25 protein-coding genes and 1 pseudogene are annotated in these 26,892 nt (G+C 54.8%); 16 read left to right on the plus strand and 10 right to left on the minus strand.

The features are described from left to right. Nucleotides 1-13: 13 nt before the first annotated feature. The 6 genes from lepB to acpS all read left to right on the plus strand — a co-directional run bounded on the left by lepB (nt 14) and on the right by acpS (nt 4,703). Nucleotides 14-988 carry a signal peptidase I gene (gene lepB / locus FDW96_RS22885; protein ID WP_038642704.1) on the plus strand — a complete coding sequence of 325 codons (975 nt, stop codon included), beginning with the start codon at nt 14-16 and terminating at the stop codon, nt 986-988. A 269-nt stretch (nt 989-1,257) separates the two neighbouring features. Further along, entirely contained in the window at nt 1,258-1,938 is a 681-nt protein-coding gene (gene rnc, locus FDW96_RS22890) for a ribonuclease III (RefSeq protein WP_003037579.1), read from the plus strand. Beyond that, entirely contained in the window at nt 1,935-2,840 is a 906-nt protein-coding gene (gene era / locus FDW96_RS22895) for a GTPase Era (protein ID WP_042306656.1), read from the plus strand. Before rnc ends, era begins: the two co-directional genes overlap by 4 nt. 11 nt (nt 2,841-2,851) lie before the next feature. After that, on the plus strand, nt 2,852-3,580 hold the full coding sequence (gene recO / locus FDW96_RS22900; RefSeq protein ID WP_042306658.1) for a DNA repair protein RecO: 729 nt from the start codon (nt 2,852-2,854) through the stop codon (nt 3,578-3,580). Nucleotides 3,581-3,591: 11 nt separating this feature from the next. Next, nucleotides 3,592-4,323 (plus strand): pyridoxine 5'-phosphate synthase, encoded by a 732-nt coding sequence (pdxJ, locus tag FDW96_RS22905; RefSeq protein WP_137366362.1) that lies wholly within the window; start codon nt 3,592-3,594, stop codon nt 4,321-4,323. After that, nucleotides 4,323-4,703 (plus strand): holo-ACP synthase, encoded by a 381-nt coding sequence (gene acpS, locus FDW96_RS22910; protein ID WP_137360552.1) that lies wholly within the window; start codon nt 4,323-4,325, stop codon nt 4,701-4,703. Before pdxJ ends, acpS begins: the two co-directional genes overlap by 1 nt. On the opposite strand, the gene FDW96_RS22915 is transcribed toward acpS, so the two are convergent. Both FDW96_RS22915 and FDW96_RS22920 read right to left on the minus strand, forming a co-directional pair. Next, complete coding sequence (locus tag FDW96_RS22915; RefSeq protein WP_038642696.1) at nt 4,700-4,960, minus strand: YfhL family 4Fe-4S dicluster ferredoxin; 261 nt, start codon at nt 4,958-4,960, stop codon at nt 4,700-4,702. The two genes, acpS and FDW96_RS22915, sit on opposite strands and share 4 nt — an antisense overlap. Nucleotides 4,961-5,015: 55 nt before the next feature. Continuing rightward, nucleotides 5,016-5,864, minus strand: a complete 849-nt coding sequence (locus FDW96_RS22920; RefSeq protein WP_042306662.1) for a MurR/RpiR family transcriptional regulator — start codon at nt 5,862-5,864, stop codon at nt 5,016-5,018. A 117-nt stretch (nt 5,865-5,981) separates the two neighbouring features. On the opposite strand from FDW96_RS22920, the gene murQ reads away from it, so the two are divergent. Genes murQ through tadA form a run of 4 tightly spaced genes read left to right on the plus strand, consistent with a single transcriptional unit; the run spans nt 5,982 to nt 9,443 of the window. After that, nucleotides 5,982-6,875 (plus strand): N-acetylmuramic acid 6-phosphate etherase, encoded by an 894-nt coding sequence (murQ, locus tag FDW96_RS22925; RefSeq protein WP_137366363.1) that lies wholly within the window; start codon nt 5,982-5,984, stop codon nt 6,873-6,875. Nucleotides 6,876-6,884: 9 nt separating this feature from the next. Beyond that, nucleotides 6,885-8,249 (plus strand): PTS transporter subunit EIIC, encoded by a 1,365-nt coding sequence (locus FDW96_RS22930; RefSeq protein WP_137349366.1) that lies wholly within the window; start codon nt 6,885-6,887, stop codon nt 8,247-8,249. Nucleotides 8,250-8,252: 3 nt separating this feature from the next. Further along, nucleotides 8,253-8,888, plus strand: a complete 636-nt coding sequence (yfhb, locus tag FDW96_RS22935; protein WP_038642689.1) for a phosphatidylglycerophosphatase C — start codon at nt 8,253-8,255, stop codon at nt 8,886-8,888. A gap of 57 nt (nt 8,889-8,945) precedes the next feature. Continuing rightward, the gene (gene tadA, locus FDW96_RS22940) at nt 8,946-9,443 is read left to right on the plus strand and encodes a tRNA adenosine(34) deaminase TadA (RefSeq protein ID WP_061382212.1); all 498 of its coding nucleotides are present in this window, start codon (nt 8,946-8,948) and stop codon (nt 9,441-9,443) included. A 40-nt stretch (nt 9,444-9,483) separates the two neighbouring features. On the opposite strand, the gene mltF is transcribed toward tadA, so the two are convergent. Next, nucleotides 9,484-11,034 (minus strand): membrane-bound lytic murein transglycosylase MltF, encoded by a 1,551-nt coding sequence (gene mltF / locus FDW96_RS22945; protein ID WP_061382211.1) that lies wholly within the window; start codon nt 11,032-11,034, stop codon nt 9,484-9,486. 257 nt (nt 11,035-11,291) lie between these two features. Between mltF and purL the strand changes: the two genes are divergently transcribed. The 5 genes from purL (at nt 11,292) to glnB (ending at nt 19,688) form a co-directional block, all read left to right on the plus strand. Beyond that, complete coding sequence (gene purL, locus FDW96_RS22955; RefSeq protein WP_137366364.1) at nt 11,292-15,179, plus strand: phosphoribosylformylglycinamidine synthase; 3,888 nt, start codon at nt 11,292-11,294, stop codon at nt 15,177-15,179. Between the two features lie 579 nt (nt 15,180-15,758). Further along, nucleotides 15,759-17,189, plus strand: coding sequence for a two component system sensor histidine kinase QseE/GlrK (qseE, locus tag FDW96_RS22960; protein WP_137349370.1), 1,431 nt, complete (start codon nt 15,759-15,761; stop codon nt 17,187-17,189). 22 nt (nt 17,190-17,211) lie between these two features. Continuing rightward, nucleotides 17,212-17,955, plus strand: coding sequence for a two-component system QseEF-associated lipoprotein QseG (gene qseG, locus FDW96_RS22965; RefSeq protein WP_079223109.1), 744 nt, complete (start codon nt 17,212-17,214; stop codon nt 17,953-17,955). After that, nucleotides 17,955-19,289: a two-component system response regulator GlrR gene (glrR, locus tag FDW96_RS22970; RefSeq protein ID WP_305764176.1), complete on the plus strand. Its 1,335-nt coding sequence runs from the start codon at nt 17,955-17,957 to the stop codon at nt 19,287-19,289. Before qseG ends, glrR begins: the two co-directional genes overlap by 1 nt. 60 nt (nt 19,290-19,349) lie before the next feature. Beyond that, nucleotides 19,350-19,688 (plus strand): nitrogen regulatory protein P-II, encoded by a 339-nt coding sequence (gene glnB / locus FDW96_RS22975; protein ID WP_000717694.1) that lies wholly within the window; start codon nt 19,350-19,352, stop codon nt 19,686-19,688. On the opposite strand, the pseudogene FDW96_RS26345 reads toward glnB, so the two are convergent. Next, nucleotides 19,685-19,780, minus strand: a pseudogene (locus tag FDW96_RS26345) (hypothetical protein); the annotation flags it as partial. The gene glnB and the pseudogene FDW96_RS26345 sit on opposite strands and share 4 nt — an antisense overlap. Before the next feature lie 4 nt (nt 19,781-19,784). Then, entirely contained in the window at nt 19,785-20,975 is a 1,191-nt protein-coding gene (gene hmpA / locus FDW96_RS22980; RefSeq protein ID WP_137366366.1) for an NO-inducible flavohemoprotein, read from the minus strand. 326 nt (nt 20,976-21,301) lie between these two features. Between hmpA and glyA the strand changes: the two genes are divergently transcribed. Further along, nucleotides 21,302-22,555: a serine hydroxymethyltransferase gene (gene glyA / locus FDW96_RS22985; RefSeq protein WP_032939458.1), complete on the plus strand. Its 1,254-nt coding sequence runs from the start codon at nt 21,302-21,304 to the stop codon at nt 22,553-22,555. Nucleotides 22,556-22,633: 78 nt separating this feature from the next. Here glyA and hcaD read toward each other — a convergent pair whose 3' ends face one another. Genes hcaD through hcaE form a run of 5 tightly spaced genes read right to left on the minus strand, consistent with a single transcriptional unit; the run spans nt 22,634 to nt 26,851 of the window. Further along, complete coding sequence (gene hcaD, locus FDW96_RS22990; protein ID WP_137366367.1) at nt 22,634-23,836, minus strand: phenylpropionate dioxygenase ferredoxin reductase subunit; 1,203 nt, start codon at nt 23,834-23,836, stop codon at nt 22,634-22,636. A 9-nt stretch (nt 23,837-23,845) separates the two neighbouring features. Further along, a complete protein-coding gene (gene hcaB, locus FDW96_RS22995; RefSeq protein WP_061382205.1) occupies nt 23,846-24,658 on the minus strand; it encodes a 3-phenylpropionate-dihydrodiol/cinnamic acid-dihydrodiol dehydrogenase in 813 nt (270 codons plus the stop codon). Then, nucleotides 24,658-24,975 carry a 3-phenylpropionate/cinnamic acid dioxygenase ferredoxin subunit gene (gene hcaC, locus FDW96_RS23000; protein ID WP_079223117.1) on the minus strand — a complete coding sequence of 106 codons (318 nt, stop codon included), beginning with the start codon at nt 24,973-24,975 and terminating at the stop codon, nt 24,658-24,660. The genes hcaB and hcaC overlap by 1 nt, the downstream gene beginning before the upstream one ends. Continuing rightward, nucleotides 24,975-25,493 carry a 3-phenylpropionate/cinnamic acid dioxygenase subunit beta gene (gene hcaF / locus FDW96_RS23005; RefSeq protein WP_042306702.1) on the minus strand — a complete coding sequence of 173 codons (519 nt, stop codon included), beginning with the start codon at nt 25,491-25,493 and terminating at the stop codon, nt 24,975-24,977. The genes hcaC and hcaF overlap by 1 nt, the downstream gene beginning before the upstream one ends. After that, entirely contained in the window at nt 25,490-26,851 is a 1,362-nt protein-coding gene (hcaE, locus tag FDW96_RS23010; protein WP_137366368.1) for a 3-phenylpropionate/cinnamic acid dioxygenase subunit alpha, read from the minus strand. The genes hcaF and hcaE overlap by 4 nt, the downstream gene beginning before the upstream one ends. Nucleotides 26,852-26,892: the final 41 nt, after the last annotated feature.

Below are 26,892 nucleotides of genomic sequence, written 5' to 3' on the forward strand. Positions count from 1 at the left end.
TTAAGGAGTTGGCATGGCGAACATGTTTGCCCTGATTCTGGTGATTGCCACACTGGTGACGGGCATTTTATGGTGCGTAGATAAATTCATTTTCGCGCCAAAACGCCGGGAGCGTCAGGCAGCAGCGCAAGCTGCTGCTGGTGATTCACTGGATAAAGCAACGCTGAAAAAAGTGGCCCCTAAGCCGGGCTGGCTGGAAACGGGCGCATCCGTTTTCCCGGTATTAGCTATCGTGCTGGTGGTGCGTTCGTTTATTTATGAACCGTTCCAGATCCCGTCAGGTTCGATGATGCCGACGCTGTTGATTGGTGATTTTATTCTGGTGGAGAAATTCGCCTACGGGATTAAAGATCCGATTTACCAGAAAACGTTGATCGAAACCGGCCATCCGAAACGCGGTGATATCGTGGTGTTTAAATACCCGGAAGATCCGCGCCTGGACTACATCAAACGCGCTGTCGGTTTACCGGGAGACAAAGTGACGTACGATCCGGTGGCAAAAGAGGTGACTATTCAGCCTGGTTGCAGCTCCGGTCAGGCGTGTGAAAATGCGCTGCCGGTAACCTACTCTGATGTTCAGCCGAGTGATTTTGTTCAGACCTTTGCTCGTCGTAATGGCGGGGAAGCGACCAGCGGTTTCTTTGAAGTTCCGTTGAACGAAACGAAAGAAAACGGTATTCGCCTCACCGAACGTAAAGAAACGCTGGGTGAGGTAACGCACCGCATTCTTACCGTGCCAATCGCGCAGGATCAGGTAGGGATGTACTACCGTCAGCCTGGCCAGCAGTTAGCGACCTGGATCGTCCCACCGGGACACTACTTCATGATGGGTGATAACCGTGACAACAGCGCGGACAGCCGTTACTGGGGATTTGTGCCGGAAGCGAATCTGGTGGGTAAAGCGACTGCAATCTGGATGAGCTTCGACAAGCAAGAGGGTGAATGGCCGACCGGCGTGCGTTTAAGCCGTATTGGTGGTATTCATTAATTGCTAATAATCGTTCACGTTGTCGTCATTATGGCGACAGCGTGAATTATTTCTCGGATAAATTCCCGCAGACTAACGACATCCCTTGTCGTTGTGTATAGAATATTCCCCCGAAGTTTTAGGTTGGCACCGACAGGTTGCCACGGCACACGAAACAGCGTTGGTTTGTATACAAAAGCATTCAGACGATGCCAGATGGCTAAATGAATGGCGTATATCAGGTCTGTTTCGTGTGCTGAATTGTTGACGCATTCATTTATTGGTATCGCATGAACCCCATCGTAATTAATCGGCTTCAACGGAAGCTGGGCTACACTTTTAATCATCAGGAGCTGTTGCAGCAGGCATTAACTCACCGTAGCGCCAGCAGCAAACATAACGAGCGTTTAGAATTTTTAGGCGACTCTATTTTGAGCTTTGTCATCGCTAATGCGTTATATCACCGTTTCCCGCGTGTGGATGAAGGCGATATGAGCCGCATGCGCGCGACGTTGGTTCGCGGTAATACGCTGGCAGAATTAGCCCGTGAGTTTGACCTCGGTGAATGTTTACGTTTGGGCCCAGGCGAGCTGAAAAGCGGCGGTTTCCGTCGTGAGTCGATCCTGGCGGACACCGTTGAAGCTTTGATCGGCGGCGTCTTCCTCGACAGCGATATTCAAACCGTTGAGCAACTGATCCTGAATTGGTATCAAACCCGTCTGGATGAAATTAGCCCAGGCGACAAACAAAAAGATCCGAAAACGCGCCTGCAGGAATATTTGCAGGGTCGCCACCTGCCGCTGCCGTCCTATCTGGTGGTGCAGGTCCGTGGTGAAGCACACGATCAAGAATTTACTATCCACTGCCAGGTCAGCGGCCTGAGTGAACCGGTGGTTGGCACAGGTTCTAGCCGTCGTAAGGCTGAGCAGGCTGCCGCCGAACAGGCGTTGAAAAAACTGGAGCTGGAATGAGCATCGATAAAACTTACTGCGGATTTATTGCCATCGTCGGCCGCCCGAACGTTGGTAAATCAACCCTGTTGAATAATCTGCTTGGGCAGAAGATTTCTATTACCTCTCGTAAGGCTCAGACAACACGTCACCGTATTGTTGGCATCCATACCGAAGGCGCGTATCAGGCGATTTATGTTGATACCCCGGGCCTGCATATGGAAGAAAAACGAGCCATTAACCGTTTGATGAACAAGGCGGCGAGCAGCTCGATTGGTGATGTTGAGCTGGTGATTTTCGTTGTGGAAGGCACTCGCTGGACGCCGGACGACGAAATGGTGCTCAACAAGCTGCGTGATGGTAAAGCCCCGGTAATTCTGGCGGTGAACAAAGTCGATAACGTTCAGGAAAAAGCCGATCTGCTGCCGCACCTGCAGTTCCTGGCCAGCCAGATGAACTTTCTCGACATCGTGCCGATCTCTGCCGAGACCGGTCTGAATGTTGATACCATTGCGGGTATCGTACGTAAGCATCTGCCGGAAGCAATTCATCACTTCCCGGAAGATTACATTACTGACCGTTCTCAACGCTTTATGGCTTCTGAAATCATCCGTGAAAAGCTGATGCGTTTTCTGGGCGCTGAACTGCCGTATTCCGTCACCGTTGAGATTGAGCGTTTTATTTCTAACGAGCGCGGCGGCTACGATATCAACGGTCTGATCCTTGTCGAACGTGAAGGGCAGAAGAAGATGGTGATTGGCAACAAAGGGGCCAAAATTAAAACTATCGGTATTGAAGCGCGTAAAGACATGCAGGAAATGTTCGAAGCGCCTGTTCACCTCGAACTGTGGGTGAAAGTGAAATCCGGCTGGGCCGATGACGAACGCGCGCTGCGCAGCCTCGGTTACGGCGACGATCTCTGAGAATAACCCCGATGGAGGGCTGGCAACGCGCTTTTGTCCTGCATAGCCGCCCGTGGAGCGAAACCAGTCTCGTGCTGGACGTCTTCACGGAAGAATCGGGCCGCGTGCGCCTTGTTGCCAAAGGCGCGCGTTCCAAACGTTCTAATCTCAAAGGCGCACTCCAGCCTTTTACTCCGTTACTGCTTCGCTTTGGTGGGCGTGGTGAGGTCAAAACCTTGCGTAGCGCCGAAGCCGTCTCTCTGGCACTCCCTCTAAGCGGTATTACGTTATACAGCGGCCTGTATATCAACGAGCTTATCTCGCGCGTGCTTGAATACGAGACTCGCTTTTCTGAACTCTTTTTCGACTACCTGAACTGTATTCAGGCGCTGGCAGGCGCGACGGGGTCGCCCGAACCCGCCCTACGCCGCTTTGAACTGGCTTTACTCGGTCATCTGGGTTACGGCGTGGATTTTACCCACTGCGCGGGCAGCGGCGAGCCGGTAGATGACACCATGACCTATCGCTATCGGGAAGAGAAAGGATTTATCGCAAGCGTCGTGATTGATAACGCCACCTTTACCGGACGCCATCTGAAAGCGCTTGAGTCGCGTGAATTTCCGGATGTTGATACGCTTCGCGCTGCGAAACGCTTTACCCGCATGGCGTTAAAGCCGTATCTTGGTGGTAAGCCGTTAAAAAGCCGGGAACTGTTCCGGCAATTTATGCCAAAACGCGCAGTAAAAATTAAAAATGATTAACGAGGATTGTCATGGCTGAATTACTGTTAGGCGTCAACATTGACCACATTGCCACTTTACGTAATGCTCGCGGTACCGCATACCCGGATCCGGTTCAGGCAGCGTTTATCGTTGAACAGGCGGGCGCAGACGGTATTACCGTACATCTGCGTGAAGACCGTCGCCATATCACCGACCGTGACGTGCGTATTCTGCGTCAGACGCTGGATACGCGTATGAATCTGGAAATGGCGGTCACCGAAGAGATGCTGGCGATTGCCGTTGAGACTAAGCCGCATTTTTGCTGCCTGGTGCCGGAAAAGCGCCAGGAAGTTACCACTGAAGGTGGTCTGGATGTCGCCAGTCAACGCGACAAGATGCGTGACGCCTGTAAACGCCTGGCGGATGCCGGCATCCTGGTTTCACTGTTTATCGATGCCGATGAAGAACAGATCAAAGCCGCTGCTGAAGTTGGCGCGCCGTTTATTGAAATTCACACCGGCTGTTACGCTGATGCGAAAACTGACGCGGTACAGGCCAGCGAACTGGCGCGTATTGCGAAAGCGGCAACTTTTGCCGCAAGCCTTGGCCTGAAGGTGAATGCGGGTCACGGTCTGACGTATCACAACGTTAAGGCCATCGCGCGGATCCCGGAAATGCACGAACTGAACATCGGTCATGCCATTATCGGACGCGCAGTGATGAGCGGTCTGAAAGACGCGGTAGTAGAAATGAAACGCCTGATGCTGGAAGCGCGTGGTTAATGGCGATTTTGGGATTAGGTACGGATATCGTGGAGATTGCCCGCATTGAAGCGGTGATCTCCCGCTCCGGTGACCGTCTGGCAAGACGCGTGCTCAGCGACAACGAATGGGCAATCTGGGAAACGCATCAGCAGCCGGTGCGTTTTCTGGCGAAGCGTTTTGCGGTTAAAGAGGCAGCAGCAAAAGCCTTTGGTACGGGTATTCGCAACGGCCTGGCGTTTAACCAGTTCGAGGTCTTTAACGATGAACTCGGTAAGCCGCGTCTGCGGTTATGGGGGGAGGCGTTAAGCCTGGCGGAAAAACTCGGTGTCGCACATATGCATGTGACGCTGGCCGATGAGCGTCACTACGCCTGCGCCACGGTGATTATTGAAAGTTAGATTTTGTCCGCGTGATGCATCTGGACGAATTTATCCCACAACTGCTCTTCACTCTCTAAATGTGCCGGATCTTTCAAAATAGTATTGGGGATCGGGCACACCTTCTGGCAGGTTGGCGTGTCATAATGGCCTACGCATTCCGTACATTTGTCACTGTTAATCTCGTAAATGCTGTCACCCATCGAAATCGCCTCATTCGGGCATTCAGGTTCGCACATATCGCAATTGATACATTTTTTAGTGATTAACAGGGCCATCAGGAAACTCTCAAAACATCACAAATCGGGCGGGCATTATACGCGCATTCTTTGCTCAGACCAGTTTTTTTACCAGCGCTTCGCTGTGACGAATGCGTTCCGGAGCATGCTCCAGATCCTGCTGCACCAGTGCCATAAACAGTAAATCGGTGAGCATCATTTGCGCATGGGTGGAGGAGATCGCGGCGCTGCGCGTGGCCTGCTCCTCGGCAATCGTATACAGACAATGACTTGCGCGTTGCTGGAGGGCATTGGGCGTAAATCCGGTGATGGCGAGAATTTTGGCCCCGGTACGCAGCGTTTCATCTGCCGCCAGATTAAGCTCGCGGCGTTCACCGGTGTACGAAATAGCCAGCAGTAGATCGCCTGGCGAAAGCGCCTGCACCGTCGCCAGCAGCGCGTGCATATCGCGTTCAACCACCGCGTTAAAACCAATCTTCAACAGCTTCCAGGCAAAATTCTGCGCTACCAGACCCGATGCGCCAATACCGGTCAGAATAATTCGTCGGGCAGAGCGCAGCATCGTGACGCTCTCCAACAGTTTTTCTTCGCTGTTAATATCCAGCGTCGCATGCATCGCCGCCACGTTCTCCTTAATCAGCTTTTCACCCACCAGCCGCATAGGGTCATCACCTCGGATCTGATTATGCACCGGAACAGAATGGGGGTTGGGATTGCTGGCCAGCGCTTCGCTAATCGCCAGTTTGAGTGCCGGAAATCCTTTAAAGCCTAATTTTTGCGCGAACTTCACCACGCTGGACTGGCTGACGCCCGCTTCAAAAGCCAACTGCTGTGAGCTGAGGTGACGCGCGGTATCCGGCTGAGCGAGGAGATAATCCGCAAGTTTTTTATCGCTTTGCGCGAGATCCGGGTAACGCTGACGAATGCGAATTAAACAGTTCATGCTGTCTCCTGGCGAAAACGTGATGGCGATTACAAAACAAAATTTCACTCGCCTGGATGAATATAATATTCCATTATGACAGATTATTATGAATTAAAAATTCCTAAGGACCAAAAAATGAATCTCGGTGCATTAGTTTCAGAAACCCGTAATCCTCAGACCATGGATCTTGATGCGCTCTCCACGCTGGAGTTGGTTCATCGTTTTAATCAACAGGATACGCTGGTAGCAGAAGCAGTAAAAGCCACTCTTCCTGAAGTTGCGCTAGCGGTCGATGCGGCGGCTGATGCGCTTAAAGCGGGCGGACGCATTATATACATGGGCGCGGGTACCAGTGGGCGTCTTGGGGTTCTGGATGCGTCTGAATGCCCACCGACTTTCGGCGTACCGCACGGTCTGGTGGTTGGCCTGATAGCCGGAGGACCGGGCGCGTTGCTGAAGGCGGTTGAGGGCGCGGAAGATAACCCGCAGTTAGGTGAAGACGATCTGCGTACGATCAACCTTACCACAGTGGATCTGGTGGTTGGTCTGGCGGCTTCAGGTCGTACGCCGTATGTGATTGGCGGGCTGAAATATGCCCGGACGGTGGGCTGTACGACGGTGGCGATTTCCTGCAATCCGGACTCTCCTATCGCTCATGAAGCGGATATTGCCATCTCCCCCGTGGTGGGGCCGGAGGCCCTGACGGGGTCTACTCGACTGAAATCCGGCACCGCGCAAAAACTGGTGCTCAATATGATCTCCACCGGTGCGATGGTGAAGTTTGGCAAGGTGTATCAGAACCTGATGGTGGATATGCAGGCCACCAACGTCAAACTGGTCGATCGGGCGTGTCGCATGGTGGTTGAAGCCACGGGTATTGCGCGTGAGCAGGCGCAAGCACTGTTAAAGCAGACTGACTTTGAGGTTAAGCCCGCCATTTTTATGGCGCTCACCGGCCTGGACGCCGCTGCCGCCCGCGAAAAGCTTGCCGCTCACCAGGGTTTTTTACGCGCGGCGTTAGAACACTAAGAGGTGTATATGGATAAGACGGCGGTGCTGGCCAGCGACATTCTGCTGGGCGTTGGCGGAGAGAAAAATATTCTGCGCCTGGAAAACTGTATGACCCGTGTCAGGGTGGAAGTCCGGGATGAGGGTCAGCTCGATGTATCCCGGCTCAAGCAACTGTCCGGCGTCAGCGGCTACGTGAAGCAGGGCGCGCAGCACCAGATCATCGTCGGCCCCGGTAAAGCCGCCAGGGTGGTGGATGCTATGCGCTCCCTGATTGCCGATGACGGCGAGCGCACCGATGTACATGATATCGAGCGCACGAAGTCAGCGGCTAAAGCGAAATACAAAGCGCCGATGAGCGATGCGTTGCGTAAGCTGGCGAACGTCTTTATCCCTCTTATTCCGGCGTTTATCGCCTCCGGTTTAATTACCGGCATTATTAACATCCTTAAGCGGCCGGATATCGTCGGGGATTTTGCGACCCACTATCCGAATTTACTTGGACTGATGGGCATATTTGGCAGCGCCGTGTTTGCCATTATGAATATTCTGGTCGGGGTGAATACCGCTAAAGTCTTCGGCGGTTCTCTGGCGATGGGCGGAGTGATGGCGGGGATCCTCTCCAGCCCGCAACTGGCGCAAATTACCCTGTTTGGCGAAACGTTGCAGCCGGGGCGCGGCGGGGTAATCGCCGTGCTGTTGGTGGTAGCGTTGATGTGCTGGATCGAACGCAAATTCCGTGAACTGCTGCCGGAATCACTGGAACTGATCCTTAACCCACTGCTGACCACCATTATTACCGGGGCTATTGCGATAGTGGCGCTGCAACCGTTGGGTGGTTGGATTTCCGAATCTATCGCTCACGGCGCATCCTGGGCTATCGATCGCGGCGGTTTTCTGGTCGGCGCTATACTGGCGGGAACCTTCCTGCCGCTGGTGCTCACCGGGCTTCATCAGGGGTTAGTGCCTATCCACGTCGAACTGGTGCAGGCGCACGGTTATAACGCGCTCTTCCCAATCCTTGCAATGGCGGGTGTTGGGCAAATCGGTGCTGCGATTGCGGTGCTGATGAAAACCCGCAACGCACGACTAAAAAAGGTGATCAAAGGGGCGTTGCCGGTTGGATTATTGGGGATTGGCGAACCGCTGATTTTTGGCGTTACGCTACCGTTGGGTAAGCCGTTTATTGGTGCCTGTCTTGGCGGAGCGGTAGGCGGGGCGCTGATAAGCTACTGGAAAGTGGCGACGGTTATCACCTTTGGTATCTCAGGATTACCGCTGGCATTAACGATTGTTACCGGAAAAGTGATGCTCTATCTGTTAGGCTATCTGGTAGCAGTTATTGCCGGGTTTCTGTTTACCTGGCTATTGGGGTTCAACGATCCAGAGGAATAAAGTTTGACCAATCACCAGCGCCGCGTTGTCTTTTTTGATTTGGATGGCACGTTACATCAGCAGGATATGTTCGGGAGTTTTATTCGTTATCTGCTGCGCCGCCAGCCGCTGAACGTGCTGCTTGTGCTGCCTCTGTTACCGGTGATTGCGCTGGCGTTGTTGATAAAAGGACGCGCGGCCCGCTGGCCAATGAGTCTGCTGTTGTGGGGATGCACTTTTGGTCGTAGCGAGGCGCGTCTGAAAGCGCACCAGGCCGATTTTGTACGTTGGTTTCGCGATAACGTGACGGCGTTTCCGCTCGTACAGCAGCGTCTGACCACTTATCTGTTGAGTTCTGACGCCGACATCTGGCTTATTACCGGCTCCCCACAGTCGCTGGTGGAGCAGGTTTACTTTGATACTCCGTGGCTACCGCGCGTCAATCTGATCGCCAGTAAAATGGCGCGGGGATACGGTGGCTGGGTGCTGCCTCTGCGCTGTCTGGGGCATGAGAAAGTGACACAGTTGGAACGCCAGATTGGCGCGCCGCTGCAACTTTATAGTGGTTATAGCGACAGTAAGCAGGACAACCCGCTGCTCTCTTTTTGTCAGCATCGCTGGCGCGTCACGCCGCGTGGGGAACTGCAACAACTCGAATAGAGTAAACGATAGCGTCTGTGTATAATGCGCCCGCTTTGATTACTGGAGTTACCCCCTTTGTCTGAAGTTGAATTTAGCCACGAATACTGGATGCGTCATGCTTTAACGCTGGCTAAGCGCGCCTGGGATGAACGTGAAGTCCCGGTGGGCGCGGTATTAGTGCATAATAACCGCGTCATTGGCGAAGGCTGGAACCGACCGATTGGTCACCATGATCCCACGGCCCATGCTGAAATTATGGCGCTGCGTCAGGGCGGCCTGGTGCTGCAAAATTACCGTCTGTTGGATGCCACGTTGTACGTCACTCTGGAGCCGTGCGTGATGTGCGCTGGCGCGATGGTGCACAGTCGTATCGGCCGGGTGGTGTTTGGCGCGCGCGATGCGAAAACGGGGGCGGCGGGTTCATTAATTGACGTGCTGCATCACCCTGGAATGAATCATCGGGTTGAAGTGACAGAGGGAGTCCTGCGGGATGAATGCGCCACGCTGCTCAGCGATTTCTTTCGTATGCGTCGTCAGGAAATTAAAGCCCTGAAAAAATCCCCCAATGCGTAAATGCCGGTCTGATTGCCTGATGTTTATCAGGCCGATAAGACTACTTTTCCTCTTTCTTTTGCGCTGAAAATAGCAGAGAAGGGGAGTGCGTCAGGTAGTTTGACGACGTCTGAGACAGAAACGCGGAAAGCGGGAATTTCTCTTTACCTAATAACTCCGCGGGCGACACCGCCGGGTAATCCTGCGCCAGCTGCTGCGTTTCCTGCGCCTGCTTTTCTTTTTCTTGCAGATATCCCACCAGGCTTATCTGGTATTTACGGATATTTTCCACATAGGCGTAGGCTTCATGACCACGCGCATAACCATAGGTCAGCTTGTTGTAATACGGCTTTTGACTGAGCAGCGGTAGCCGCTGTTTTACATCGGACCAGCTATTCGGATTGCCTTTGGTTTTGACCGTCAGCGCCCGTGCGTCCAGCATATGCGCATAACCCATATTGTAGGCGGCAAGCGCAAACCAGATCCGTTCTCCTTCCGGGACAGTATCCGGCACTTTACTCATCATATCCTGCAAATAACGCGCGCCGCCGCTGATGCTCTGTTCTGCATCGGTACGGTCAGTCAGCCCGAGGCTCTGGGCGGTATTTTTGGTCAACATCATCAGCCCGCGTACGCCGGTCGGGGAGGTGGCCTGCGCGTCCCAGTGCGACTCCTGATACGAGATTGCGGCAAGCAGCCGCCAGTCTATTTCTTGCGCATATTTTTCAAATAGCGGCTTAAGGTCTGGCAACACGCTATCGACGGCGCGCAAAAAGGTGCGGGTGTCGACATAGTCAAAATCATCGCCATGCCCGAGGTATTTCTCTTCCAGTCGCGCCAGAGAGCCATCTTCATTCATGGAATTAAAGAAATCCAACAGGGCGGCGGACAGAGTGTTGTCATCGTCCAGTCGACTAAACCAGGTCACCGGTTGTTCGTCGGAGACGTCCAGCGCGACGGCCAGCTCAGGGTGTACGCGTTGGTACAGGCTGATGGCGACGGAATCGGCAATGGTGTAATCCAGCTTACCGGCGATAACATCATCCAGCAGTTCAGTGGTGCCCTTTTTGTCATCCACTTTCCAGCTCAGATCGGGAAATTTTTTCTCTTTTAGCTGCTGGAGGTCGTTAACCACCACGTGCCCCGGGGCTATGGTCAGTTGGTTATCGTTCACGGTGGCCAGGGTTCGGGGGCGATATTGACCGACCCGATACACTAACTGTTGTGAAACCGAATAATAGGTCGGGCCGGGCTGGTAATTTTTCACCCGCTCGCTGTTATACACCAGACCTGCGGCTAACAGATCGGCATCCCCGTTATCCAGGTCGTCAAACAGCTGGCTGATGTTCTGGCGCACAGTGATTTTTAACTTCACGCCTAAGTAGTTGGCGAACGCCTGGGCCAGTTCATAATCCAGACCGAATTTTTTCCCGTTGAGGGTTGCATAAGTTAATGGCGAGTCAATGGTACTGACGCGCAGTTCTCCCCGCGACTGAATGGCGGCGATACGATTTTCGGCTTTACCGAACCAGGGAATGGATGGCCAGAGGGCCGCTGCCAACAACAGCGTTAATATGCCGATGAACAGATAATTAATCTTTAATTTTTTCAATTAGTTAATTCTCTGAACCGTACGTTGTCTCTGCCTGCTGTGGTGTTGTTTAAGAAGTGAAATCGTCATTAATGAGCGGCATTTTGCTTAAACTTGCGTCAGTTGGCAACTTATTCAGAATACAGACCGCATTTGATGATAAGACGAGACCGCGATTTTATTTCGACGCAAACGGTTTCGTCGGCGCGGTAGATTCTTTATAATACCGCCCGTTTCCCCCACTTGGGCACACCGAAAGCTTAGAAGACGAGAGACTTATGATGGAAATTCTGCGTGGTTCACCTGCACTGTCTGCATTCCGTATTAACAAACTGCTGGCACGTTTTCAGGCTGCCAACCTCCAGGTCCACAATATTTACGCCGAGTACGTCCATTTTGCCGATCTGAACGCACCATTGAATGAGGATGAGCACGCACAGCTTGCACGCCTGCTGAAATATGGTCCAGCTCTTCACAGTCACGCTCCTGAGGGCAAACTGCTGCTGGTTACCCCTCGTCCGGGCACCATCTCCCCGTGGTCTTCTAAAGCGACTGATATTGCCCATAATTGCGGCCTACAACAGATTAGCCGCCTGGAACGTGGCGTTGCTTACTATGTCGAAGCTTCTACGCTGACTGCGGAGCAGTGGCAGGAGGTTGCCGACGTACTGCACGACCGCATGATGGAAACGGTTTTCTCTGCGCTAAACGATGCCGAAAAACTGTTTGCGCATCATCAGCCTGCACCGGTCTCCAGCGTCGATCTGCTCGGCCAGGGACGCCAGGCGCTGATCGATGCTAACCTGCGTCTGGGTCTGGCGCTGGCGGAAGACGAAATCGACTATCTGCAGGATGCGTTCAGCAAACTGGGGCGCAACCCGAACGACATCGAATTGTATATGTTTGCGCAGGCTAACTCTGAGCACTGCCGCCACAAGATTTTTAACGCCGACTGGGTTATTGACGGTAAACAGCAGCCGAAGTCGCTGTTTAAGATGATCAAAAATACCTTTGAAACCACGCCGGACCACGTGCTGTCTGCCTATAAAGACAACGCCGCGGTGATGGAAGGTTCCGAAGTCGGACGTTACTTTGCCGACCACGAAACCGGTCGCTACGATTTCCATCAGGAGCCAGCCCATATCCTGATGAAGGTAGAAACCCATAACCACCCAACCGCCATCTCTCCATGGCCGGGCGCGGCAACCGGATCCGGCGGTGAAATTCGTGATGAAGGCGCTACCGGGCGCGGCGCGAAGCCGAAAGCCGGGCTGGTGGGCTTCTCTGTTTCCAACCTGCGTATTCCTGGCTTCGAACAGCCGTGGGAAGAAGATTTCGGCAAACCGGAACGTATCGTTACCGCGCTGGATATCATGACCGATGGCCCGCTGGGCGGTGCGGCGTTCAACAACGAATTTGGTCGCCCGGCGCTGACCGGCTACTTCCGTACCTACGAAGAGAAGGTTAACAGCCACAACGGTGAAGAGCTGCGCGGCTACCACAAACCGATTATGCTGGCGGGCGGGATCGGCAACATCCGTGCCGATCACGTGCAGAAAGGCGAGATCGTCGTCGGCGCGAAGCTGATCGTTCTCGGCGGCCCGGCGATGAACATCGGCCTCGGCGGCGGGGCCGCGTCCTCTATGGCCTCTGGTCAGTCTGATGCCGACCTCGACTTCGCCTCCGTACAACGCGATAACCCGGAAATGGAACGCCGCTGCCAGGAAGTTATCGACCGCTGCTGGCAGATGGGCGATGCCAACCCGATTCTGTTTATTCACGACGTCGGTGCGGGCGGTTTGTCTAACGCCATGCCGGAGCTGGTCAGCGATGGCGGTCGCGGCGGTAAATTCCAGTTGCGCGATATCCTCAGCGACGAGCCGGGTATGAGCCCGCTGGAAATCTGGTGTAACGAATCTCAGGAGCGCTACGTGCTGGCGGTTGCCGCTGACCAGTTGCCGCTGTTTGACGAGCTGTGTAAGCGTGAGCGCGCGCCGTACGCGGTGATTGGCGAAGCCACCGAAGAGCAGCATCTGACCCTGAGCGACAGCCACTTCGACAATCAGCCGATCGATATGCCGCTGGACGTGCTGCTGGGCAAAACGCCGAAGATGACCCGCGACGTGCAGACGCTGAAAGCTAAGGGCGATGCCCTGAATCGTGGCGAAATCTCGATTGCCGATGCGGTGAACCGCGTACTGCACCTGCCGACGGTCGCTGAGAAAACGTTCCTCGTAACCATCGGCGACCGTACCGTTACCGGTATGGTGGCGCGTGACCAGATGGTCGGGCCGTGGCAGATCCCCGTGGCTAACTGTGCGGTGACCACCGCCAGCCTTGATAGCTACTATGGTGAAGCGATGTCTATCGGCGAACGTGCGCCAGTCGCTCTGCTGGACTTCGCAGCTTCTGCCCGTCTGGCGGTAGGGGAAGCGCTGACTAACATTGCGGCAACACAGATTGGCGACATCAAACGCATTAAACTCTCCGCTAACTGGATGGCGGCCGCGGGTCACCCTGGTGAAGATGCCGGCCTGTACGAAGCGGTAAAAGCTGTTGGGGAAGAATTGTGTCCGGCGCTTGGCCTGACTATTCCGGTAGGTAAAGACTCGATGTCGATGAAAACCCGCTGGCAGGAAGGCAACGAGCAGCGAGAAATGACCTCGCCGCTGTCGCTGGTGATCACCGCTTTTGCCCGCGTGGAAGATGTGCGTCACACTATTACTCCACAGCTCTCTACTGAAGATAATGCCCTGTTGTTAATTGACCTTGGTCTGGGCCACAACGCACTGGGCGCAACGGCGCTGGCGCAGGTTTACCGTCAACTGGGCGACAAACCGGCCGACGTACGTGACGTGGCGCAGTTGAAAGGCTTCTACGACGCCATTCAGGCGCTGGTCGCACAGCGCAAGCTGCTGGCCTACCACGACCGCTCCGACGGTGGCTTGCTGGTGACGCTGGCGGAAATGGCTTTCACCGGGCACTGTGGTATTGAGGCTGATATCAGCACCCTGGGCGACGATCGCCTGGCGGCGCTGTTTAACGAAGAGCTGGGCGCGGTGATCCAGGTTCGCGCCGCTGACCGTGATGCGGTGGAAGCCATTCTGGCGGCCAACGGCCTGGCAGACTGCGTACACTACCTCGGTAAAGCCGTCGAAGGCGACCGCTTCACTCTCTCCGCTAATGGACAGTCTGTGTTCAGCGAAAGCCGTACCACCCTGCGTATGTGGTGGGCAGAAACCACCTGGCAGATGCAGCGTCTGCGCGACAACCCGGAATGTGCCGATCAGGAACACGACGCTAAAACCAACGACGCCGATCCAGGCCTCAACGTTAAACTGACGTTCGATATCAATGACGATGTTGCCGCGCCGTATATCGCCACCGGCGCACGTCCAAAAGTCGCCGTACTGCGCGAGCAGGGGGTGAACTCCCACGTCGAGATGGCGGCAGCTTTCCACCGTGCGGGCTTCGATGCTATCGACGTACACATGAGCGATCTGCTGGGCGGGCGTATCGGTCTGGGGAATTTCCAGGCGTTGGTAGCCTGCGGCGGATTCTCTTACGGCGATGTGCTTGGTGCCGGGGAGGGCTGGGCGAAGTCGATTCTGTTCAACAACCGCGTGCGTGACGAGTTTGAAACCTTCTTCCATCGCCCGCAAACGCTGGCGCTTGGGGTGTGTAACGGTTGTCAGATGATGTCTAACCTGCGCGAGCTGATCCCGGGCAGCGACTTGTGGCCGCGCTTTGTGCGTAACCACTCCGATCGTTTTGAAGCCCGCTTCAGCCTGGTCGAAGTGACGCAAAGCCCATCTTTACTGCTCAGCGATATGGTTGGATCAATGATGCCGATTGCCGTTTCTCACGGTGAAGGCCGTGTGGAAGTGCGTGACGACGCGCATCTGGCTCAGCTTGAGAGCAAAGGCCTGGTGGCGCTGCGCTACGTTGATAACTTCGGTAAGGTGACCGAAACTTACCCGGCTAACCCGAATGGTTCACCGAACGGTATTACTGCCGTTACCACTGAAAACGGTCGCGTCACCATTATGATGCCGCACCCGGAACGTGTGTTCCGCACCGTGGCTAACTCCTGGCACCCGGAAAACTGGGGCGAAGACAGCCCGTGGATGCGTATTTTCCGCAACGCGCGTAAACAGCTCGGTTAATTAGCCCGATAGCCATTAAGCCCCTCCTGCGAGGGGCTTTTTTTGCCTGTCTCTCTGTACGCCGCCATCCGGCAATAAACTCAGCGCTTGCACCGCAAAATTAAAGTGTCGGGAAACCCCGACATAGGTGGGAGTAGGTTGTCGCCAAAAAGAGACATTTAACTATTTGATTTAAAATGGTTTTGTTTTTATGTGCTACAGGTGTTGCTGATTGGCGACAGGAAGTGCAAAAAAACGGCAGAACCATTTTTAACGTGAATAACGATATTTTTCATATCTATCATTGTGTTAACAAAGTGTTTTGAATATTGGCACAGATACTGCATAATATTAACCAGTGGCTCATTCACCTTCTTATGTCAGCCCCTTCGGGAAGCGCTACATAAACTTCGAATGACGCACAACAAGGTGCCTGCCGTCCAACATCTGATATTAGCATGGCTCATATCAACCTCCGGGCGAAACGTCGAGTTAGGCACCGCCTTATTCCACAACAAAGCCGGGGTAATCCCGGCTTTGTTGTATCTGGCGTTCCCCTCAGTTAGCATCAAGTTATTCCTGTCCAATGAGAGTAACGTCTTGAAGCGCTGGTCAGTTTTCCCCCGATCTTTACGTCAATTGGTTATGTTGGCATTCTTGCTGATTCTGCTGCCGTTGTTAGTTCTGGCCTGGCAGGCGTGGCAAAGCCTGAATGCTTTGAGCGCGCAGGCGGCGCTGACGAACCGCACCACGCTGATTGACGCCAGACGCAGTGAGGCGATGACCAACGCCGCGCTGGAGATGGAGCGTAGCTACCGGCAGTATTGTGTGCTTGATGATTCAACGTTGGCAAAGGTCTACCAGAGTCAGCGTAAACGCTATAGCGACATGCTGGATGCGCATGCGGGCGTGTTGCCGGATACCAAGCTTTATCAGGCATTACGTCAGGATCTCAACGACCTGGCGCAATTACAGTGCAATAACAGCGGTCCAGATAGCGTAGCGGCAGCCCGGCTGGAAGCGTTCGCCAATGCCAATACCGAGATGGTACAAGCAACGCGCACCGTGGTCTTTTCTCGTGGTCAGCAGCTACAGCAGGAAATTGCCGAACGTGGGCAGTTCTTTGGCTGGCAGGCGCTGGTGCTGTTTCTCGTCAGTCTGGCGATGGTACTGCTGTTCACTCGCATGATTATCGGCCCGGTGAAAGGCATAGAACGGATGATCAATCGGCTGGGGGAAGGGCGTTCGCTGGGCGACAGCGTATTATTTACCGGGCCGCGTGAGCTGAGGTCTGTCGGTCAGCGCATTATCTGGTTGAGCGAACGTCTTTCCTGGCTTGAGTCGCAACGGCATCAGTTTTTACGTCATCTTTCCCATGAGCTGAAAACGCCGCTGGCGAGTATGCGCGAAGGGACGGAGTTGCTGGCCGATCAGGTTGTGGGACCGCTAACGCCGGAGCAAAAAGAGGTGGTCGGTATTCTGGATGACAGCAGCCGTAACCTGCAAAAGCTGATTGAGCAGCTTCTTGATTACAACCGCAAGCTGGCGGATGACGAGGTTGAGCTTGAGAGTGTGGAAATCGCGCCGCTGGTTGAAAGCGTTGTTTCTGCACATAGTCTGCCTGCTCGCGGCAAAATGATACATACTGAGGTAGCGCTTGAGGCGAACACCTGCCTGGCAGAACCGATGCTGTTGATGAGCGTGCTGGACAATCTTTATTCCAATGCGGTGCACTATGGCGCTGAATCCGGTAACATTTGGATCCGCAGCAGTTTGCATGGCTCAACGGTATACATCGATATAACGAATACCGGTACACCGATTCCAGAAGCAGAACAGACCATGATCTTCGAGCCTTTTTTCCAGGGTAGCCATCAGCGAAAAGGGGCGGTAAAAGGAAGCGGGTTGGGGCTGAGCATTGCCAGAGATTGCATCCGCCGTATGCGAGGCAAACTGTATCTGGTTGATGACTATGCGCAAAGCGTTTGCTTTCGCATAGAATTGCCGCTATCTGCTGCAAAAAATCACTAAAATAAACCTAAGTCTGGTGAGTATGCCACACGTTGTTGTCCGAATGCTTAAACGACATTTTTTCCGCCGCATCATCCTCGCAAGCCTGCCGTGTCTGGCGCTGGCCGGGTGCGTGCCGAACGCGGTGAATCATATTATCGGCGACCCCTCGCAGGAGAAAATTCCGCCTTACCAACTGGCGGACTATCTTGCAACCGACTGTAGCGATATCTGGTCGCTGTCTGGTCAGCCCACAGACACCAATCCGCTATACTGGCTGCGGGCGATGGATTGCGCCAATCGCCTGATGCCGGTACAGGCGCGCAGTGAAGCCAGTATGATGGTGCCAGATACCTGGCAGGGGGCTTTCAGGCGCGGGATTCTGCTGGATAACGCTAACATTACGCCACCTGAAAGGCGGGAAGCTGTTTCGCGCCTCGAGGCATTAAGTCCACAAATTCCGCCGCAAGTAAGACCCCTGTATCAGGTCTGGCTCAGCAGCCAAACGCTACAACTGCAACTTGCCGAAGAGCGTATGCGCTACAGCAAACTCCAGCAAACATCGGACAGTGATCTGGATACTCTGCGTCAACAGCAGCAGCATTTGCAGTCCCAGCTCGATCTCACAACCCGTAAGCTGGAAAATCTGACCGATATTGAACGTCAGCTTTCCACGCGCAAACCTGCCGGCAGCTACAATCCTGATGCGCCGCACGGAAATGATAAACTCACCACGCCTGATAACGAGGATGGCACTGCGCCATCTGCCGATGAGGTCACACCATGATAAGCCGTAAGCCCGCACATCTGCTGCTGGTGGATGACGATCCGGGCCTGTTGAAATTGCTCGGTATGCGACTGACCAGCGAAGGCTACAGCGTAGTAACCGCCGAAAGTGGGCAGGAAGGGTTACGGGTGCTGAACCGCGAAAAAGTGGATCTGGTTATCAGTGACCTGCGCATGGATGAAATGGACGGCATGCAGCTGTTTACTGAAATCCAGAAAGTGCAGCCTGGAATGCCGGTTATTATCCTCACTGCTCACGGTTCCATCCCTGACGCCGTTGCCGCGACGCAGCAAGGGGTGTTCAGTTTTCTCACCAAGCCGGTGGATAAAGACGCGTTATACCACGCGATTGATGGCGCATTGGAACAGTCTGCGCCAGCCACTGATGACAGTTGGCGTGAGTCCATCGTCACCCGCAGTCCGCTGATGCTGCGTTTGTTAGAACAGGCGCGGATGGTCGCGCAATCAGATGTTAGCGTATTGATTAACGGTCAGAGCGGAACCGGGAAAGAGGTGTTTGCCCAGGCGATTCATAATGCCAGCCCGCGTAGTCACAAGCCTTTTATTGCCATTAACTGTGGCGCGTTACCGGAACAACTGCTGGAGTCCGAACTGTTTGGGCATGCGCGCGGTGCCTTTACCGGGGCGGTAAGCAATCGTGAGGGCCTGTTTCAGGCGGCGGAAGGCGGGACGCTGTTTCTTGATGAGATTGGCGATATGCCCGCGCCGTTACAGGTCAAATTGCTGCGCGTTTTACAGGAGCGCAAGGTCAGGCCGCTGGGCAGTAACCGCGATATCGACATTGATGTGCGCATTATATCCGCTACCCACCGCGACCTGCCGAAAGCGATGGTGCGGGGCGAGTTTCGCGAAGATTTGTATTATCGCCTCAACGTGGTAAGCCTGAAGATCCCGGCGCTGGCCGAGCGTACGGAAGATATTCCGTTGCTGGCAAACCATCTGCTGCGTCAGTCTGCAGAACGGCATAAGCCGTTTGTGCGCGCCTTTTCTACCGACGCCATGAAGCGCTTGATGACCGCCAGTTGGCCGGGCAACGTGCGTCAGTTGGTCAACGTGATAGAGCAGTGCGTGGCCTTGACCTCTTCGCCGGTGATCAGCGATGCGCTGGTGGAGCAGGCCCTGGAAGGGGAGAACACCGCGCTGCCGACGTTTGTTGAAGCGCGCAATCAGTTTGAACTCAACTACCTGCGCAAGCTGCTGCAAATCACAAAAGGCAATGTGACCCACGCGGCGCGAATGGCGGGGCGCAACCGCACCGAATTCTACAAGTTGCTCTCTCGCCATGAGCTGGATGCAAACGATTTCAAAGAATAAATCTGCGGATTATGTTAGTTTTATTCGATCAAAAGACAGGCGACCTTTTCAAGGAATAGCATGAAAAAGATTGATGCGATTATTAAACCTTTCAAGCTGGACGACGTCCGTGAAGCGCTGGCTGAAGTCGGCATTACCGGTATGACAGTGACAGAAGTGAAAGGGTTTGGCCGCCAGAAAGGCCATACCGAGTTGTACCGTGGTGCGGAATACATGGTGGATTTTCTGCCGAAGGTAAAAATTGAAATTGTGGTTCCCGACGACATCGTCGATACCTGCGTTGACACCATTATCCGTACCGCGCAGACCGGTAAAATCGGTGACGGTAAGATTTTTGTTTTCGACGTGGCGCGCGTTATTCGTATTCGTACCGGTGAAGAAGACGACGCGGCAATCTAAGCCACGTCATGCTTGCCGGATGGCGGTGTAAACACCTTATCCGGCCTACAACATCCCGTAGGCCGGATAAGCGCAGCGCCATCCGGCATGACGTGATTACAATACTTTATGCGGGCCGAAGCATTCGTAATGAATGTTCTCGTTTTTCACGCCCAGACCGACCAGTTGCTTCGCGGCGAACTGCATAAAGCCGACCGGGCCGCACAGATAAAACTGCATCGCCGGATCGCTGATTGCCCCTTCCAGTTTGTTCAGATCCATCAGACCAATGCTATCAAACGCACCTTTCACGCGATCGGCTTCGGTTGGCTCACGATACCAGGTATGTGCGCTAAAGCGTGGCAGCGTTTTGCCGAGTTCTTTTACTTCATCGGCGAAAGCATGTACATCGCCATTTTCCGCCGCGTGGAACCAGTTAACCTGCGCCGTATGATGCGCTTTTGCCAGCGTATCCAGCATTGCCAGCATCGGCGTTTGGCCCACGCCTGCGGAAATCAGCGACACCGGCGTATCGGTCGCAACGTCCATAAAGAAATCGCCTGCAGGCGCGGCCAGGTGAACCACATCGCCGACATTGGCGTGGTTATGCAGCCAGGTTGAAACCTGACCACCATCCTCGCGCTTCACGGCAATACGGTAGCCTTTGCCATCTGGCTTACGGGTCAGTGAGTACTGACGAATTTCCTGATGCGGGAAACCTTCTGGTTTCAGCCAGACGCCCAGGTATTGACCCGGATGGTATTCAGCCACAGCGCCGCCGTCGACGGGTTCAAACTCAAAGCTGGTAATCGCGCGGCTTTGCGGCGTTTTCGCCACGATACGGAAAGGACGCGTACCTTTCCAACCGCCGGTTTTGCTGGCGTTTTCGCTGTAGATTTGCGCTTCACGGTTAATAAACACGCCCGCCAGCACGCCGTATGCTTTGCCCCACGCATCCAGCACTTCCTGGCCCGGGCTGAACATTTCGTCCAGCGTGGCCAGCAGGTGACTTCCTACGATGTTGTACTGCTCTGGTTTAATCTGGAAGCTGGTATGTTTCTGCGCGATTTTCTCAACGGCTGGCAACAGTGCTGCCAGGTTGTCGATGTTGCTGGCATACGCGGCAATGGCGTTAAACAGCGCTTCACGTTGGTCGCCATTGCGCTGGTTACTCATGTTGAAAATTTCTTTCAGCTCTGGGTTATGCGTAAACATGCGATCGTAGAAATGGGCGGTCAGCTTCGGACCAGTTTCAACCAGCAGGGGAATGGTGGCTTTCACTGTAGCGATGGTTTGTGCGTCAAGCATACGGTCTTCCTTTATCTGAAACTTTAATGATGTATGTCAAATGCATCTTATAAAAAATACCCCTGCATTGTAAATGGTTCTTTGTAACTTTGCGTTGTAAAGGTTACATCGTGAAAAATCTGCATCACAAACCTGAAAAGAAATCCGTTGAAATTCGGCAGACCTTTGTTCTCCAAAGCCTTGCGTACCGCGAAGGTAATCGTTTGCGTAAAATCCTTTGTCAAGACCTGTTATCGAAGAATGATTCGGTTATACTGTTGGCCGTCGTCCAACGGGACTGCCTTTTTAGGCCGAAATTCTATTGTTAGCTGAGTCAGGAGATGCGGATGTTAAAGCGTGAAATGAACATTGCCGATTATGATGCCGAACTGTGGCAGGCTATGGAGCAGGAAAAAGTACGTCAGGAAGAGCACATCGAACTGATCGCCTCCGAAAACTATACCAGCCCGCGTGTAATGCAGGCGCAGGGTTCTCAGCTGACCAACAAATACGCTGAAGGTTATCCGGGCAAGCGCTACTACGGCGGTTGCGAATACGTTGATATCGTTGAGCAACTGGCTATCGATCGCGCGAAAGAGCTGTTTGGCGCAGACTACGCTAACGTACAGCCGCACTCTGGCTCTCAGGCTAACTTCGCTGTCTACACCGCGCTGCTGCAGCCGGGCGATACCGTGCTGGGTATGAACCTGGCGCAGGGCGGCCACCTGACTCACGGCTCCCCGGTTAACTTTTCCGGCAAACTGTACAACATCATTCCTTACGGCATTGATGAGTCCGGTAAAATTGACTACGAAGACATGGCTAAGCAGGCCAAAGAGCACAAGCCGAAAATGATCATCGGTGGCTTCTCTGCCTACTCCGGCGTGGTTGACTGGGCAAAAATGCGTGAAATCGCTGACAGCATCGGCGCATACCTGTTCGTCGACATGGCGCACGTTGCCGGTCTGATTGCCGCTGGCGTTTACCCGAACCCGGTTCCGCACGCTCACGTTGTCACCACCACCACGCACAAAACCCTGGCGGGTCCGCGCGGTGGCCTGATCCTGGCGAAAGGCGGTGATGAAGAGCTGTACAAAAAACTGAACTCCGCCGTGTTCCCAAGCGCGCAGGGCGGCCCGCTGATGCACGTGATCGCGGCGAAAGCCGTGGCGCTGAAAGAAGCGATGGAGCCAGAGTTCAAAGTTTACCAGCAGCAGGTTGCGAAAAACGCCAAAGCGATGGTGGAAGTGTTCCTGAACCGCGGCTACAAAGTGGTTTCTGGTGGGACTGAAAACCACCTGTTCCTGCTGGATCTGGTTGATAAAAACCTGACAGGTAAAGAAGCTGACGCCGCACTGGGCCGTGCTAACATCACCGTCAACAAAAACAGCGTACCGAACGATCCGAAGAGCCCGTTTGTGACTTCCGGTATCCGTATCGGTTCTCCGGCTGTCACTCGCCGTGGCTTTAAAGAAGCGGAAGTGAAAGAGCTGGCTGGCTGGATGTGTGATGTTCTGGACAATATCAATGATGAAGCGGTAATTGAGCGCATCAAAGGTAAAGTGCTGGATATCTGCGCACGCTTCCCGGTTTACGCGTAAGTCATATTGATTGCTGGACCTTATCCGGCCTACAGGTAACTCATGTGTAGGCCGGATAAACGAAGAGACATCCGCCAGTTATAGTGACTTCAGCAAGATTGTTTCATCGACTAAAGCTGCCACTGGCGGCTTTTTCTTAGCCTGAATCCATTTCCGCAATAAGCGCATTTCCCGGCCCTGGTTCAACGTCACTGCGCCGACAATGACATCATTCTGCAGACTAAACCATATTGCTTTCTGCGCATCAGGATCGCCACGTACGAGCCAACTTTCTCCCTGCATTTCACCAACAAATTGCAGGTTATCACTGTATTGATCGGTCCAGAACCAGCCCGGCGTGGCTTCTGGCAGGGGTAAACCGAGCATAGCAGCAGCGGCAACCTGCGCCTGGAAGTTGGCATTTTCCCAGCTTTCGATGCGCCTTAACGAGCCGTCCGGCTGGCGAATGAGCGCCACATCACCGGCGGCGAAAATGGCTGGGTCGGTGGTGGCACAGGTGCTATCGACAATAATACCGTTAGCGGTTTCCAGCCCCGCCTCGCGTGCCAGCGCATCGTTCGCCACGATGCCGATGCCGTAAACCACGGCATCAGCCTGTAGTGTTTCGCCATTTTGCAGGGTAAGCGAGAGGAACTCGCCCGCTTCGGCGTGCTCAATGGCGCTATTGAGCAGCACTCTCACCCCGGCCTGCTGATGGCGGGATAACAGATAGTCGCGCACTGGCGCAGGCGCATTGCGGCCCATCACCGTATCCGCCAGTTCGACTACCGTCACCCGGCAACCGCTCTGGGTAGCGCTGGCCGCCAGCTCCAGGCCAATGGTGCCCGCGCCGACGATGACCACTGATTTCCCTGGTTGTAGAACGGTGCGTAGGCGCTCGGCATCGCCCGCATGACGAAGGGTAAAACAGCGATCGCCCAGCGCATCCAGCAGCGGCAGCGGCCTGGCGGCGGCCCCGGTCGCCAGCAGCAGCTGCGTCCAGCGGTAGGTTTGCCCGTCGGCGAGCGTTAACGTACGCGAGGCGCGATCAATCTCGCGTAGCGTGACGCCCATATGCAACTGCACGTTGTGTTCCTGCCACCAGTTGGCGGGCAGAACTGGCTGAAGCTGTGGGTTATCGTCCAGCAGCATGGCCTTCGAGAGCGGTGGGCGCTCGTAAGGTAAATGCATTTCGTTGGAGAAAAGATGCAGCGGCCCGCTAAACCCCTGCTGTCGCAGCGCAGCGGTGGCCATCGCTCCCGCCTGGCCGCCGCCGATAATGGCAATAATCTGTTCGCTCATGCTCGCTCCTTACAGATCCAGACCGGCGGCCACGTGGCGGATCCCACGGATCCCCAGCCCGGCATCGGCGTTGATCATCACGCCGCTTAGCGTACGGTTGTTGCGGCGTGAAGCCAGCATCACGTACGGGCCGGTGAAGTCAGCCGGTTCCGGGAAGAACTGCAGCGGCAGAATGGCGGCAATTTTCTCCGGCGTCAGCGACTGCATTATTGAGGTATCGTTCTGACCGAGCGCCTGCGGGCCACGCAGATCGGTGGCCATGCCGCATGGGCCGACACCGTTCACCCGCACTTTGGGGGCGAGTTCGTAGGCCAACTGGCGAATCAGCCCAGTGGCCGCGTGCTTGCTGGCGGTATACAGCGGCCCACCGCCGCCCGGATACCAGGCCGCGTTAGAGAGGGTAAAAATCATGCTGCCTTCGCTGGCGATAAGTGCGGGAGCGCAGGCTTTCGCGCCCAGCAGATAGCCCAGTACGTTAACGTTAAACAGCTCGTGGAAGCCGCTCTCCAGCGCATCCGCAGGCGTATTAACCAGGGAAGCGTTGTGATCCCAGATCCCGGCGTTGCCGATAAAGCAGTCCAGTTTGCCAAAATTGCTGAGAATCTGATCCACCGCGCGCTGGTAGTCTGCATAACAGGTGACATTACCTTCTACCGCCAGCACATGATCGCCAAAACGCTGGCGCAGGCTGGCGACTTTGGCTGGCGAAAGTTCCAGCGTGGCAACCTTCGCACCTTCTTCAATAAAGCGTTCTACCAGTGCCAGCCCCAGCCCGGAGCCACCGCCGGTAATAAACACAACGTTATCGCGTAAATCACTCATCAGGCCTCCTCGGGAATATCGATAAACACTTCGCCACCTTCCACATGTACCGCATAGGTGGTCAGCGGATCGGTGGCGGGCAGGCACAGCGCTTTGCCGGTTTTCAGGCAGAAGCTGGCGGCGTGCAGCGGGCACTCCACCGTGGCGTCGTCTTCCAGATAGCCCTCTGACATCGAGGCGTTACCGTGACTACAGCGATCGTTAATGGCATAAAACTCACCGCCAACGTTAAACAGCGCGATAACGGGAGAGGTTTCCAGCCGGAGGGCTTCACCTTCCGGTAGCTCCGTGGCGGAGCAGGCAAATATGCGGCTCATCAGAACAGTACACTCAGGTTGTGGGAGCTGATCACCGCCTGATCGAGCACGATCTCACGCTCCAGTAAGCGCCATTCGTCGCCCGGCAGACGACGGACTTTATCCATGCGCGTGCCGACGTAGAACGTCTCGTCACGCTCTTTTTGTGCGCGGTACAGCAGATAGTTCAGGCGCACGGCGAACACGTCCGGCTGGTCGGTTTCGCTCACCTGCAGGTTGCTGATCATGTGGCGGGTGCGAGAAGGCGGCTCTTCGGCCCACGCCATGCCGGTTTCCAGCCGCGCGATACGGCGTTCAAGCTGGTCTTTGTTGTCGTTGAAAATCCAGGTGGTCGGCGGCTGTACGCCTTTACGGCGGTCGCGCGTCTGGGCATTCACCGTGGTCCGCATGGTGTAGCGAATGCCTTCATCCAGTTGCGCCAGCCAGTCGCGAAACTGCCAGTCGTCCAGCAGACGCGCTTCTTCATACAGGAACTGGCTGATGCGGTGATGCAGCTCAGGGGAGACTAACGCGCTCATTTCATCACCTCCTGCTGGTATGCGGCGGTTTTTTCCTGCACTTCCTGCCAGCTTTCGCTGCTTAATAAATCGGCCCAACGCTGATACATGCCTCGGGCGGCGGTTTCCGAGAAGATATAGTTTGTGATCCCCGGAATGCCGTCTTCACGGCGTTTTTCCTGGCCGAGACCCATCTCCAGGCACAGGTTGGTGTTGCGTGCCCGGTGGCCTTTCAGAAGTTTTTGAATCTCACACCAGTTTTCCGAGTCATCCTGCTCAAGGAACCCCGCCGGGCCGAAGGCGCGGGTGGCGCTGTTTTCAAAAGCGGCTTTGACTTCATCAGAAGCGGCTTTATCGGCGATGCAGAACGCCCATACTTCGACTTTGTCCGGTCCGCGCGGATGCCAGACGCGCAGCGTGGCGGTGCCGTTCAGCCAGGAGAGCGTGGGGAAAATGTTATTGTGACCGGCGAGACGCAGCGCGCGTACCTTGCCCAGACGCTGCTCGGCCTCTTGATAGGTGTCGCGATAGTAGCTGGAGACTTCACCGTCGACCCAGACGTTGGCGTCTGGTTTCTCGGTAAAGAAGAAGCCGCTGCCGTGCCCGTCCTGGCCGAACTGCAGCGCGTCTTTGGCGGTTTCCCAGACCGGGCGAGCGGTTTGACCGTCTCCGAGGCGTTTGTCGCTGCCGTCATCCTTCGCGCCCAGTACCTGCACGGCGGAAGCGTGGCTGAACAGCGCGTGATACTGGTCGCTGGCGAACTGTTCAGCGGGGAATTTCCAGTTACAGTCGATGGTCCATTTCTGCACGCCGCCGACGATTTCAGTGCCGCCTTCACGGCGATCCAGCACGCCGTCGAGATACCAGGCGATGTCGCCGAGATAATCGCGCAGATTTGGCGCGGTGGTATCCCAGTTACCGAAAATCAGCCCTTTGTAGCTCTCGACGCACGGTACTTCGTTCAGGCCCCAGTGGGATTTGCACAGCCCTTGCGGGTAGGCGCGCGGCTCCAGCGGCACGTCGATCAGCTCGCCGTTAATGCCGTACGACCAGCCATGATACGGGCAGGTGAAGGCGCGGGTGTTACCGCAGTCGGCATAACTCACGCGCATCGCGCGGTGGCGGCACTGGTTGAGAAACGCTTTGATGCTGCCGTCCTTCTGGCGCACCACCACCACGGCGTCTTCGCCCATATAAGTGTTAAAGAAATCGCCCGGTTTGGGGATTTGGCTTTCGTGGGCGAGAAACAGCCAGCAGCGTCCGAAGATGCGTTCCAGCTCCAGTTGGTAAATGTCAGGGTCGGTATAAATTCGTGGGGTTACGCGACCGTGTTGGGTATCAATCAGTTGGTAGATGTCTAAATTTGAGGGTGTGGTCATATTTTTTAATCCTGAAAGCTAAGATGTATTGACCTTCTTTT

Source organism: Citrobacter sp. TBCS-15 (assembly GCF_005280815.1).
Classification (GTDB): domain Bacteria; phylum Pseudomonadota; class Gammaproteobacteria; order Enterobacterales; family Enterobacteriaceae; genus Citrobacter; species Citrobacter werkmanii.